Genomic DNA, 13,116 nt, shown 5'->3' on the forward strand with positions numbered 1-13,116 from the left:
ATCGTTGGGCCCGGGTGGTGTCTGGCGAAGGTCGGGAGGTTCTCGGGGTATGGTCGTCAGTTGTGGGCAGAAGCGCCTCGTCGCGGCGCGGCGGGCGGTGCTTGCCGTGGCACTGCTCGGCTGCCTCGCGCCCGTTGCCCTGCTCGCGCAGGAGGCTCCCCAGGAACCCACGCCAGCCACGCAGGCCGGTTCGCCGGCCGAGATGCTCGCCCCGGTCAATGTGACCGTGACCGGCTCGCGCATCCGCGGTATCGACGTCGAAACCGCCCAGCCTGTCTTCACCATGGACCGCGCGGCCATCCGCGCCACGGGCCTCACCAGCCTGGGCGACATCGTGGCGCGCATGCCCTCGGCCGCGACACCCGAGGTCACCCCCCAAGACACCCTCTCCTCCAGCAATGACGCGGGTGGCCGTTACGTCAACCTGCGCAACCTGGGCGCCGTACGCACCCTGGTGCTGGTCAATGGCCGCCGCTGGACCACCAGCCTGGGTGGCCTTACCGATCTTTCCACCATTCCCGTGGCGATCGTCGACCGGATCGAGGTCCTGAAGGACGGCGCATCGTCGATTTACGGTTCCGATGCCATCGGCGGTGTGGTCAACATCATCACCACCGATCGCTTCGAAGGCGCGTCGGCCGATGTTTTGTACGGCGTGAATGGCAAGGGTGATGGTGCCCAGAAGAACGGCAACTTCACCTGGGGCCGCAGCACCGAGCGCTCATCCATCATCCTCGGCGCCAGCTACGAAGACGGCGATACGCTGGATGACGACAAGCGCGCCCTCACCCGCACCGCCTACGGCCCACGCCATCCGCTGGATGGCTACAACATGGGCCCCTATGGCGGTGTGGTGGACCCGCGTGATCCCGGCAACCGCTATGTCATCAACCACGGTGCCACGGATACCGCGAACCTCGCGAACTACCATCCGTACGACGTGAACAGCACGGCGGACAAGTACAACACCCAGCAGGACATGAGCTTCCGCGCAGGCAGCAAGCTGCGCAACCTGTTCGCGACGGGCCGCTACAACCTCACCGACGACATCAGCCTGCGCGGCATGGCGAACTATGGCGTGCGCGATACGCGCAGCCAGGCGGCGGGTTACCCGCTGCAGAGCGCCACGGGCCGCCCGGATGGCTTGTTCATCGACCCGGACAACGCCTACAACCCCTTCCCCGGCTACGACACCGCCTTTTTCCGCCGCACGGTGGAGGTGCCGCGCATGGACTGGGCGAAATCGAAGGTGTTCCACGCCGATGCCGGGGCCGATGGCACGTTCCAGTGGGGTGACCACACCTGGAACTGGGATGTCACCTACGCGTATTCCGAAGACCGGGCCAGCCGCACCACCAGCGGCAACATCAACCTGGTCAACGCGCGCAAGGCGCTGGGCCCGACCACCACCATTGATGGCCAGCTCGCCTGCGCCAACGCCGCGGATCGCGCGGCCGGCTGCGTGCCCTGGAATATCCTGGCGGGCCCGGGCGGCACGCCGGATGCCGTGTGGCGCTACGTCACGTCGACCACGACGGCTCACGAAACCACCCGGACGAACGACGTCACGGCCAACCTCACCGGCGGCATCGTCGACCTTCCGGCCGGCACCCTGCGCGTCGCCGGCGGCTTGGAACACCGCCGCGAAGATGGCCGCTACGTGCCGGATCCGGCGGATTCGGCGGGCCTCACCACGCAGCTTGCCAGCGCACCGACGAATGGCGGCTATGTGGTGAACGAGGCCTACCTCGAATTCGATATCCCGCTGCTTACCGACCAGCCCTTCGCGCAGGAGCTCGCGGTCAACGCCTCGTCGCGGTATTCGCATTACAGCGCGTTCGGTGGCCGTACCAATAACAAGTACAGCTTCCGCTGGAAGCCGTTCGACGACCTGCTACTGCGCGGCACGTATGCGCAGGGCTTCCGCGCACCTACCGTGGCCGATCTGTATGCCGGCACGGCGGAGAGCTTCGAAAGCTTCCTCGATCCCTGCGACAGCGCCTACGGCGCGGCGGCGTCGGATGCCGCGGTGCGTGGCCGCTGCGCTGCCGCGGGCGTGCCGGCGAACTACCGCCAGATCGACCAGTCCGGCGCGCAGATCACCTCGAACACCGGCGGCCAGAATCCGTCGGCATTTACGGCGGGCGCCAATCCGCGCCTCAAGCCCGAGTCGTCGATCACCCGCACCGCGGGCCTCGTGTATAGCCCGGTGTACGTCGATGGCCTCGACGTCACGCTCGACTACTACAAGGTCGACATCCGTGACGTGATCACCCCGATCCTCGCGGGCGACATCCTCAACTTCTGCTATGTGCGCAACGACCCGACCTATTGCGGCCGGTTCACCCGCGCGGCGAACGGCAGCATCACGTCGCTCGATGAAAGCCTGGTCAACCTGGGCTCGCTGCGTACAGAAGGCTACGACCTGGGCCTCCACTACCGTTTTCCGCAGACAAGTGTTGGCGAATTCGCGCTGCTCTCCGACAGCACCTACCTGAAGGATTACACCCAACGCAGCAGCGCGAGTGCCGAACCGCGCCAGCTCGCCGGTTACATGAATGGCGTGCAGGGGCTTTACCGCGTGCGCTCCAATCTTTCCCTCGACTGGAGCTGGGAGCGCTTCGGCGCCACGTGGACGGTGCGCTACTACTCCGGGCTGAAGGATTCGTGCTGGTCATCGACCGTGGAATGCAACAAGCCCGATACGCTTAACGTGATCAGCGGCGTCGACGGCGTGAGCCAGAAAGGCGGCGTGGCCTTCAACGACCTGCAGTTCCGCTGGGCCACACCGTGGAACGGCAACGTGCGCGTTGGCGTCAACAACGTGTTCGCGCGCAAGGGGCCGCTGTACTACAACGTCTCCAGCGCTGGCGGCGGCAGCCCGCCGTATAACCCGGCGTTTGATATCGACCGGTATTTTTATATCGGGTATCAGCAGCGGTTCTAGGCGCTAATCGCGCGCAAGCGCGCTCCTGCACGAGCTTTAAGCTGCGGAAATCACGGGCGTTTTCGGCGGATCGCGGGCCCATGCGAGACCCGTAGCATCCTGCACGAAATGCCGCAAAAGCTTGCAGTCGCATGACGAGAGCGTTATGTTCGTGTTACGTCGCCATTCGCCCCGAGGTGGGCGCGACGTCGGTGTCCCCACACCGTTTGCCTCACATACCCACATCGAGTGCCGTCCCGCGGCGCTCCTACAAGCTGTTCAGCCTTGCTGAAAATGCAGGGCCAGGGAGTTTTTGACCTCATGACTAGCACCACCCTGCTCACGCGTTCGCGCGTGATGAAGCGCACTGCGCTCGTTTCTGCGCTCGGCGCCTGCCTGCTGGCCGGTACCGCGTATGCCCAGAGCACCGTCGGCGACATCTACGGTACGGCCTCGGCTTCGCAGACGATCCAGATCCAGAACCTCGGCTCGGGCGCTTCGCGTTCGGTCGTCGCTGACCAGGATGGTCACTATCGCGCCTCGTCGCTGCCGATCGGCAGCTACCGCGTGAACGTCATCGAGAACGGCACCACCGTCTCGACCCGCGATATCAACGTTGTCGCCGGCCAGTCGGCCCAGCTGAACTTCGCGGCCGCCAACGGCGGCAACAGCAGCGCGCAGGCCCTCGACACCGTCACCGTCTCGGCCAACGCCCTGACCGCCATCGACGTGGCTTCGGTCGAATCGCGCACCAGCTTCACCGCTGACAAGCTCGACAAGCTCCCGGTCCCGCGCAACGTCGTCGACGTCGCCGCGCTGACCCCGGGCACCGTCAAGGGCGACTCCGCCTTCGGCAACCTGCCGTCGTTCGGTGGCGCCTCGGTCGCTGAAAACAGCTACTACGTCAACGGCTTCAACGTCACCAACCTGTACAACAACCTGTCGTTCTCGGAAGTGCCGTTCCAGGCCATCCAGCAGCTCGACGTGCAGACCGGTGGCTACGGCGCGCAGTACGGTTTCTCGACCGGCGGCGTGACCTCGGTGATCACCAAGCGTGGCACCAACGAATGGAAGGGTGGCGCATCGTGGGTGTACACCCCGGCGTGGGGCCGCGAGCAGCAGCCGACCACCTACACGAAGGACGGTAACCTCTACCGCACCTATCAGAAGAACAGCGACAACGACAACGTCTACTCGGCCTGGCTGGGTGGCGCGCTGATCAAGGACAAGCTGTTCTTCTACGGCATCTTCCAGTCGCACAAGGAATCGACCACGACCTACCCGTCGACGGTCTCGACCACCCCGGCTTCGCGTAACGAGTACAGCGATCCGTTCTATCTCATCAAGATGGACTGGAACATCAATGACTCGAACATCCTCGAATGGACGGGGATGAACAACACGCAGCACACGACCAACCAGTACTACACCTCGGAAATCAATGCCGACGGCAAGCCGTCGACCGACGATTACCTGGGCCGCAAGCACCTGAAGACCGGCGGCGCGGTCAACATCTTCAAGTACACCAGCTACATCACTGACGACCTGACCGTGTCGGCGCAGTGGGGCAAGATGAAGTCCAAGAACTCCTCGGACTACGTCTCGGCTGACGGCACCGCCACCAAGTACGACGGCAACATCAATGGCGTGAACTCGGGCTGCCCGTACGTCATCGATCGTCGTAGCAGCACGCTGAGCGGCGCCACCGCCCCGGTCAACTCGTGCTACCTCGACAGCACCATCGACCGCTTCAACGGCGAAGACCAGCGCACGGCTTACCGCGTCGACCTCGACTGGAAGGTGGGCGACCACGACCTGTCGGGCGGCTTCTCGCGTGAGAAGTGGAGCTCGGATGCAGGCCAGGAATACGCTGGTGGCGCGCTGTGGTACTACCGCACCGACAAGACCGGCCAGGACTACGTCACCGAGTACAACTACCGCACCGGTGGTTCGGTCGCGATCGACCAGAAGTCGTGGTTCCTGCAGGACAACTGGCAGGTCAGCGACAAGTTCCTCGCCTACATCGGCGTGCGCAACGACTCGTTCAACAACAAGAACGGCGCCGCGCAGAACTTCGTCCGCCAGGGCAACATCTGGCAGCCGCGCCTGGGCTTCTCGTGGGACGTGTTCGGCGATTCGTCGACCAAGGTCTTCGGTACCGCCGGCCGCTACTCGCTGCCGATCGCCGCGAACGTCGCCCTGCGCGCCGCCACGGCCTCGTACTACACGATGCAGAACTTCGCTTACTCGGATATCGATCAGGCAACCGGTACGCCGAACCTGGGCGCTCCGCTGAGCGGCCAGAGCATCGTGAACGGCGAGAACGGTTCCACCCCGGATCCGCGCTCGGTCGCCACGAAGGACCTGAAGCCGTACTCGCAGGATGAGTTCATCCTCGGTATCCAGCACCGCATCACCAGCGACAACGACTTCCTGAACGACTGGGTGGTCGGCGCCAAGGCGACCTACCGCAAGCTCAACAACGCTATCGACGATACCTGCGACTGGCGTCCGTTCTACGCTTACGGCAAGTCGATCGGCCTGGACATGGACGCCAACGGCGACCAGTTCACCCCGCCGGCAACCATGCCGGGTTGCTTCATCTACAACCCGGGCAGCAAGGTCTCGGTTGACGTCGATCTGGACGGCAGCGGCCAGCTCCGCAACGTGACGATCCCGGGCGTGGCGTTCGGCGAAAAGGCCAAGCGCACGTACGAAGCCGTCACCCTGTCGGCCGAGAAGGCCACCGATAGCTGGTACGTCAATGCGTCGTACACCTGGTCGAAGAACCGTGGCAACACGGAAGGCCTGGTGAAGTCGGATAACGGCCAGAAGGATACGGGCACGACCAGCGCGTTCGATTACCCGGAACTGATGACCGGTGCGACCGGCTACCTGCCGAACGACCGTCGCCACAGCTTCAAGGTGTACGGCGGCTACCGCATCACCCCGGAATGGCAGGTCGGCGTCAACGCCCTGCTCGAGTCGGGTCGTCCGTCCAGCTGCTTCGGCGGCGGCGACGAGACCGTCGGCGGTATCCCGGGCTACAACTCGGAGTTCTTCTACTGCGACGGCCAGATCAAGTCGCGCGGCACTGCCAAGCGCCTGCCGTGGCAGTGGTCGATCAGCCCGAACGTGGTCTACACCCCGGCGTACGTCAAGGGCCTGACCGTGCAGCTCGACGTCATGAACCTCTTCAACAACGACACTAAGACGGCCGTTGATGAAGTGGGCGAAAACGGCGGCGATGCCACGTACTACGGCTCGACCTACCGCGTGCCGACCTACTACCAGACGCCGCGTTCGCTGCGCCTGATGCTCCAGTACGACTTCAGCCTGTAAGAAGCCGTACCGCTGCACTTGTGTAGGAAAAAAGGGCTGCCCTCGGGCAGCCCTTTTTTTGTGCCATTTTTTTGACGCGCGTACGCTATGATGCGCCCCGCCACGTTTTGGGGAACAAGAAAGGAATGGTCTTGAAAACAGTCATTGCAACGGCCATCGCATGGGCCGCCCTCGGTGCCACGGGCAGCGCGTTTGCCCAGGCCGCCGCGCCCGATACCGCCGGCATCGTCAAAGAGGTCATGGATGACACCTATGGCCAGACCTACGATGCGAAGAACACCTGCTGGGCCTTCACCTGGAAGGATGACCAGGGCGAATCGGCTGACTACTGCATGCGGGCGAGCACGCCCCAGGTGGTCGATGGTCCGAAGGGGAAGCTGCTCTACTTCCATACCTACAACGCCACCGATATCCATGGCGATCCCCGCTATGGCTACAGCCAGGTCCAGCCGGGCCTGATGGGTGCGTTCAAGCTCCGCCTGGGCGGCAAGCAGGGCTGGACCTATGAAGCCTCCGAAGCCGCCACCGACTATGGCACCGCTGGCGATTGCGGCTGCACCAGAGCGCAGTTCGTGAAGCTGAGCAACGCCGGTGACTACGGCTGGCTGTTCGTCAGCGGGGGCACCTGGCAGGGTGTCAGCGTGGCCGATTACAGCCTCGTGGCCGCGATCAAGGGCCGGATCACCGATATCAGCAAGATCCCCCAGGTGACCGAGAAAGCCCAGGGTGTGACCTACACCGCCTCGGTGAAGGATGACCCCACCGCCAAGGGCTTCTACCCACTGCACGTGGTGAAGAAGTCGGCCGGTAAGTCCGAAGCATTTGACGTGCCGTTCGATGCGGCCAAATCGGTATACGCCCTGCCCGCTGGCCGTTGAGCCGCTGGCGCGTGAGCTAACGCAAGGAGAACGAGATGGCTGGTGAGAACCCCCTGGATACACGCTTTGATGCCGCCCGGCAGGAACTGGTCGATGCCGCCCACACGGCAGGCGTCGATCCGGGCGTGCTGGTAAAGATCGCCGGTTTTGAATCCGGTTATAACCCGCATGCCCGCCCCATTGCCGGGCACAAGCACGCCGACCTGAACACCGTAACCCAGTTCGACGGCACCAAGGCCATGTCGAGCGCCTACGGCTACGGCCAGTTCCTCAACAAGACCTGGGCCAACATGGTCCGCGAGCACGGCGAGAAATACGGTATTGAACATGCCGCCGACCTCACCGATGCGCAGACCAATACGGCAGCCATGCGCAACAACACGCGCCTGCAGGCCGGCATGCTGGCGGAGTTCACCAAGGAAAACGCCGCGGTGGGCGCCAAGCTGGGTGGCGCGGATGCGGCGGCCAACGTTTATGCCATGCATAACCTGGGCGGCGGCGATGGCCCCAAGTTCCTGAAGGCCATGGCCGAGCATCCCAATGCGCGTGTGGATAGCGTGCTTTCATCCACCGTCATCGAACGTAACTCTGCGCTCTACGGTGATGGCAGCATCTCGCTTGCCGCGGCCTATAAAAACATGGGCACGCAGATGGAGCGTTTTACGCCCTATGCGAACCAGGTATCGGGGCAGACGCAAGGGCAGCCGGCCCCCACGCCGCAGCACGCGCCAGCAACGCCGCACACCACCCCGCACCACGACGCACCCAGGCACGCCGCGCCGGACGCGCACGGCCGCACCATGAAGGAAGGCATGCATGGCGAAGACGTACGCGCACTGCAGCGCCAGTTGGGCTCTCTTGGGTATACCGACGCGCACGGCCACCCGCTGAAAGCCGATGCCAGCTTCGGCCCCGCAACCAAGGCGGCGCTGGAAGCGTACCAGGCGAAAAACCACCTCGAGGCCGATGGCATCGCCGGGCCAGCCACGCTCGGGCGCCTGAACACGCCGGGCAACAAGCCCCTTATTAGCGATCCGAACCACGCAGGCCACGCGATCTACAAGCAGGCCCTCGAAGGCATGCAGAAGGTCGATGCCGCCCAGGGACGCACCTCCGACCACATCACCGCCAATGTCGCCGGCGCGCTCGCTGCCGAATCGCAAGCCCAGGGTCTCAACCGCATCGACAGTGTCGCCCTTAACACCGATGCGACGCGTTGCTGGGCCGTGCAGGGCCAGACCAACGATCCCTTCAAGCAGCTGGCCAGCGTTGACCTGAATCAGGCGGTGAACACCTCGCTAATGCAGTCCACGGCCGCGTGGGAGAAGGCGAGCCAGCACCAGCAGGCCGCGCAGGGACAGCAGCAGGATCTGGCGCAGACGCAAACGCAGAATCAGGCGCAGGCTCAGGCGCCTTCGATGCAGAGGTAATCAGGCTATCGCGCGCAAGCGCGCTTCTACAAGAAGCGGGCTTGCGCGCGATTCGCCGAGCGTCAGAGCAGAAGCGGCTGATCCGGCAGCTCGTTGGTTCGCGGCGTGCCATCGCTCGGAAAATGCCGCGCAAGCAAGGCGCCCGCTTCGTCGACGCCGGTCAACACGGCTTCGCGGAATCGTCCCTGGGCGAACTCATCACGCATGTGCTGGGTGATGGCATCCCATTCCGCGGGCGCCACCTTATGCGCGATACCGCGGTCGGCCACGATTTCAATGCGGTGCTCGGCCAGCAATACGTAAAGCAGGACACCGCAGTTCTCTTCGGTATCCCACACGCGCAGGTGCGAGAACAGCGCGGCGGCACGATCGCGTGCCGTCACGCCCTCCAGCACCGCCGCGAGCGGCAGGCGTGATTCCACGGCAACGCGCAGCTCGCCGCGATGCGTGCATTCGCCGAAACCTACGCGCTTAGCGATTTCATCAAGTGTTTCTTTCGGAAACTGCTTGCCGATCTGGAACCAGGCGCCAAACAGGTTGGTCGCGATCCGTTGCATGCCCATCACCAGCTCCCCGACGAACCGCCGCCGCCAAAACTACCGCCGCCGCCGCTGAAGCCACCGCCACCGCCTCCACCGCCGCCAAAACCGCCGCCACCGAAGCCGCCGCCGCCCCAGCCACCCCAGCCACCGCCGCCAATGGAACGGCCGGCCGCGCCCGGGATCGCCATGAACAGCGCGCCGACGATGAGGCCCACGGCGCCAAGCAACAGGGAGCTCGTGAGCAGCGCACCCAGCACGCCCGCAATGCCACCACCGATGATCATGCGCACGCTACGCGGTGCCCAGCCTACAAAGCCGCGCAGGAAAATGATGCCGAACAGCAGGGGAAAAAGAATCTGCGCCCCGCCGCCATCACGGCGCTCGCGTTCATTGTCCGCCTTGACCGGCGGCGGCAGGGTTTCACCGTTGACGATCTGGGTGATGGCGTTGAGCGCTTCGGTGATGGCGCCGTCGTAGTCATTGGCGCGCAGCTTGGGCGCCATGTACTCGCGGATGATCCGCGAGGCGATGGCATCGGGCAGCGCGCCTTCCAGGCCATAGCCGACCTCGATACGCACGCGCCGATCATTCTTGGCGAGAAGCAACAGGACGCCATCATCAGTCCCCTTGCGGCCCACCTTGTTGGTCTCGGCCACGTTGAGCGAATAGCTCTCCAGATCGTCAGGCTGGGTGGTCGGCACCATCAGCACGACGACCTGGGCGCCCTTGGCTTTCTCGAGCGCGACCAGCCGGGCATCCAGCTGGTTCACCTGATCGGCACTGAGCGTGCCGGTCAGGTCGGTGACATGCCGGGTCAGTTTGGGGACGCTGGCCGTATCGTCAGCCAGTGCCGCCAGAGACGGCACCAGCAAGGCGAAGGCGAGCAGCAGGCTCGCCGCGAACCGGCGCATCAGTGCGCGGCCGAAGCCGCCGGGGCGGGCGCCGGGGCGCTGTTGAAGTCGACCGTGGGTGCCGTGGAGATGGCCTTCTCGTTCTCGACGCTGAAGTTCGGCTTCACCTGGTAACCCATGACCTTGGCCGTGAGGTTGTTCGGGAAGGAACGGATCAGCGTGTTGTACGACTGCACGGCATCGACGTAGCGCTTACGGGCCACGGTGATGCGGTTTTCGGTGCCTTCCAGCTGGGCCTGGAGGTCACGGAACGAACCATCGGCCTTCAGCTGGGGGTAGTTCTCGCTGACCACCAGCAGGCGCGAGAGCGCACCGGAAAGCTGGCCCTGGGCGGCCTGGAACTTGGCGAGCGCCTCAGGATCGTTGGCCTGCTCGGGCGAAAGCTGGACCTGGCCGACCTTGGCGCGGGCGGCGGTCACTTCGGTGAGCACGCGTTCTTCGTGCTGGGCATAGCCCTTCACGGTGTTGACCAGGTTGGGCACCAGGTCGGCGCGGCGCTGGTATTGGTTCAGGACCTCGGACCAGGCGGCCTTGACGGCCTCATCCTCACGCTGGATCGAGTTGTAACCGCAGCCGGAGAGGAACCCGGCAAGGGCAACGAGGGCAAAAACGCGGAGGAATGTCTTCATGGCAGCGGTTTCCTTGGGTGTGCGGGGCACACGGTAACCCAAGTCGACGCCTGGCGGCTTGTTTCAGCAAGCCCAGATCCGCCCGGCCGCGAGCTGGGACGCCCTGTAGGAGCCCACCCTGTGGGCGACGTCGTTCGCGAAAGAGCCGCAGGCCCACCCAAGCCTAGGCGAAAGCTGTCGCCCACAGGGTGGGCTCCTACGACAGAGGCTTCAGAAATATCGGGGAATCAGGATCAGGGCCCAGCTGACGACGACCATGACCATCATGAGGAACACGGAGGCGGAGCCCATGTCCTTGGCGCGGCCGGCCAGCTCATGGAACTCCGGGCTGACCTTGTCGACCACGGCTTCGATGGCCGAATTCAGCAGTTCCATGGCCAGGACCAGCATCGGGAAGGTGATCAGGATGATCTTTTCGACCCCACCGTTGCCCAGCCACAGGCCGAGGGGGATCACGACGATGGCGTTGAACACCTCGAGCCGGAACGAGGCCTCGTACTGGAAACAGGCTTTCAGGCCCTTCATGGACCAGCCAAACGCCGTATAGATCTGCCGCGGACCGCGGGGAACCGTCGATGCCATGGAGATCAGGCCTGCCGCTGGGGCGCCTGGCGGGAGGCCCGCGAGGTCGAATTGTGGGTGCGCTGCGGCATGAAAGGCGGCCGGAGGGTTTGGTATGGCCCAATATGATGCCACAGACGGCCTTTGGACTGGCTTAGCCGCTCGCCTTGTGGCGAATCGCCGCGCCCCTCTGGCGCTGCAGCACAACCCGGCGGACCATTTGTATTACGCTTGAACGGTTGTGGCCCGGTTCAGGGTCATGGCAACGGGAACGGCCATTCGTGGCCGTTCGCTGTTTCCAATGTGTCCGGAATTTTCATGGCAATTCAGAATCCGCCTGTTTCACAGACCAAGTCGTTCAGCACGGTCTTCCTTATCGAAATGTGGGAGCGCTTCGGCTTCTACGGCATGCAGGTGCTGATGGTCACCTACATGGTCAAGAAGCTCGGCTTCGCCGAAGCGGACTCCAACCTGGTCTGGGGCGCCGCCGCCGCCCTGATCTATGCCACCCCCGCCATCGGCGGCTGGATCGGCGACAAATTCCTCGGTACGCGCCGCACGATGCTCACCGGCGCGGTCGTATTGATGATCGGCTACGCGCTGCTGTGGGTCCCCACCGATAACGCCATCTTCCTGTATCTCGCCCTGGGCGTGATCGTCCTCGGCAACGGCCTGTTCAAGCCGAACGCCGGCAACCTCGTACGCCAGATCTACGAAGGTGACCCGGTCAAGATCGATAGCGCGTTCACCATCTACTACATGGCGGTGAACGTCGGCTCGACGATTTCGATGCTGCTCACCCCGTGGATCCGCGACTACGTGGGCGAGCACTACGGTGACGCGCTGGGCTGGCATACCGCGTTCGGCGTGTGCTCGATCGGCCTGGTGCTCGGCCTGGTCAACTACTACTTCATGCGCCACACCCTGGCGCACATTGGCTCGGCACCGGATAAAACCCGTCCGCCGATGAAGAGCATCCTCGGCGTGATCGTCGGTGGCATCATCATCATCGGTGTCTCGGCGGCCATCCTGCAGAACCAGACCATCGCCAAGATCTGCGTTTACGCCGCTGGCGTGGTGGTCCTGGGCATCTTTGCCCACCTCATCCGCTCGGTGGAGCAGAGCGAGCGCGCCGGCCTGATCGCCGCGCTGGTGCTCACCATCCAGACGATCTTCTTCTTCATCTTCTACCAGCAGATGTCGACGTCGCTGAATCTGTTCGCCCAGCGCAACGTCGATCTCTCGTTCGGTATCTTCGGCTTCGAAATCTTCCGCTGGATCCCCGAGCAGTTCCAGTCGCTCAACGCGATCTGGATCGTGATCCTCTCGCCAATCCTTGTGTGGCTATACAACACGCTCGGCAAGCACGGTAAGGATTTCCCCGTCGCTGCGAAGTTCGCGCTGGGTTTCGTCGCCGTGGCCGCGGGCTTCTTCATGTACGGCCTGGGCGCGCATACCGCCGTGAACGGCCTGATCTCTTCCTGGTACATGGTCTGGGGTTATGGCCTGTATTCGCTGGGCGAGATCCTGGTGAGCGGCCTGGGCCTGGCCATGATCGCCCGCTACGTGCCCGCGCGCATGGGCGGCTTCATGATGGGTGCCTACTACGTGGCAGTCGGCGTTTCCCAGTACCTGGGTAGCGTGGTGGCGAATTACGCCGCGATCCCGAGCGATATCAACGATCCGCTGCAGTCGCTGCCGATCTACACCAGCCTGTTCAACAAGCTGGGCTTCGTCGGCGTCGGCTGCACCGTGCTCGCCGTGCTGATGCTGCCGCTGATGCGCAAGCTGTCGCTTGACCACGCACTGGCGGATGTCCAGCCGGTCCCCCCGGTGCATAACGAAGACCTGTAATACGGCGAGGGCCGTCCCACCCGGGGCGGCCCTTCGCTTTAAG

The 13,116-nt window shown here is 64.1% G+C and carries 9 protein-coding genes; 5 read left to right on the forward strand and 4 right to left on the reverse strand.

The window, feature by feature from the left end:
* Window positions 1-49: 49 nt before the first annotated feature.
* The 4 genes from L2Y96_RS16185 (at window position 50) to L2Y96_RS16200 (ending at window position 8,576) form a co-directional block, all read left to right on the forward strand.
* Window positions 50-2,947: a TonB-dependent receptor plug domain-containing protein gene (locus L2Y96_RS16185; protein WP_247328211.1), complete on the forward strand. Its 2,898-nt coding sequence runs from the start codon at window positions 50-52 to the stop codon at window positions 2,945-2,947.
* A gap of 300 nt (window positions 2,948-3,247) precedes the next feature.
* Entirely contained in the window at window positions 3,248-6,268 is a 3,021-nt protein-coding gene (locus L2Y96_RS16190) for a TonB-dependent receptor (protein WP_247328212.1), read from the forward strand.
* Window positions 6,269-6,399: 131 nt separating this feature from the next.
* Window positions 6,400-7,146 carry a hypothetical protein gene (locus L2Y96_RS16195; protein WP_247328215.1) on the forward strand — a complete coding sequence of 249 codons (747 nt, stop codon included), beginning with the start codon at window positions 6,400-6,402 and terminating at the stop codon, window positions 7,144-7,146.
* Window positions 7,147-7,181: 35 nt separating this feature from the next.
* Window positions 7,182-8,576, forward strand: a complete 1,395-nt coding sequence (locus L2Y96_RS16200; RefSeq protein ID WP_247328217.1) for an XVIPCD domain-containing protein — start codon at window positions 7,182-7,184, stop codon at window positions 8,574-8,576.
* 62 nt (window positions 8,577-8,638) lie between these two features.
* On the opposite strand, the gene L2Y96_RS16205 is transcribed toward L2Y96_RS16200, so the two are convergent.
* The 4 genes from L2Y96_RS16205 to L2Y96_RS16220 form a co-directional block, all read right to left on the reverse strand.
* On the reverse strand, window positions 8,639-9,133 hold the full coding sequence (locus L2Y96_RS16205; RefSeq protein WP_343218417.1) for a TPM domain-containing protein: 495 nt from the start codon (window positions 9,131-9,133) through the stop codon (window positions 8,639-8,641).
* 5 nt (window positions 9,134-9,138) lie between these two features.
* Window positions 9,139-10,029 carry a TPM domain-containing protein gene (locus tag L2Y96_RS16210; RefSeq protein WP_247328223.1) on the reverse strand — a complete coding sequence of 297 codons (891 nt, stop codon included), beginning with the start codon at window positions 10,027-10,029 and terminating at the stop codon, window positions 9,139-9,141.
* A complete protein-coding gene (locus L2Y96_RS16215) occupies window positions 10,029-10,658 on the reverse strand; it encodes a LemA family protein (RefSeq protein ID WP_247328226.1) in 630 nt (209 codons plus the stop codon). Before L2Y96_RS16215 ends, L2Y96_RS16210 begins: the two co-directional genes overlap by 1 nt.
* A 210-nt stretch (window positions 10,659-10,868) precedes the next feature.
* Window positions 10,869-11,240 carry a diacylglycerol kinase gene (locus tag L2Y96_RS16220; RefSeq protein WP_247328229.1) on the reverse strand — a complete coding sequence of 124 codons (372 nt, stop codon included), beginning with the start codon at window positions 11,238-11,240 and terminating at the stop codon, window positions 10,869-10,871.
* Between the two features lie 297 nt (window positions 11,241-11,537).
* Between L2Y96_RS16220 and L2Y96_RS16225 the strand changes: the two genes are divergently transcribed.
* Window positions 11,538-13,073: a peptide MFS transporter gene (locus L2Y96_RS16225; protein WP_247328231.1), complete on the forward strand. Its 1,536-nt coding sequence runs from the start codon at window positions 11,538-11,540 to the stop codon at window positions 13,071-13,073.
* Window positions 13,074-13,116: the final 43 nt, after the last annotated feature.

The organism is Luteibacter aegosomaticola (assembly GCF_023078475.1).
Taxonomy (GTDB): domain Bacteria; phylum Pseudomonadota; class Gammaproteobacteria; order Xanthomonadales; family Rhodanobacteraceae; genus Luteibacter; species Luteibacter aegosomaticola.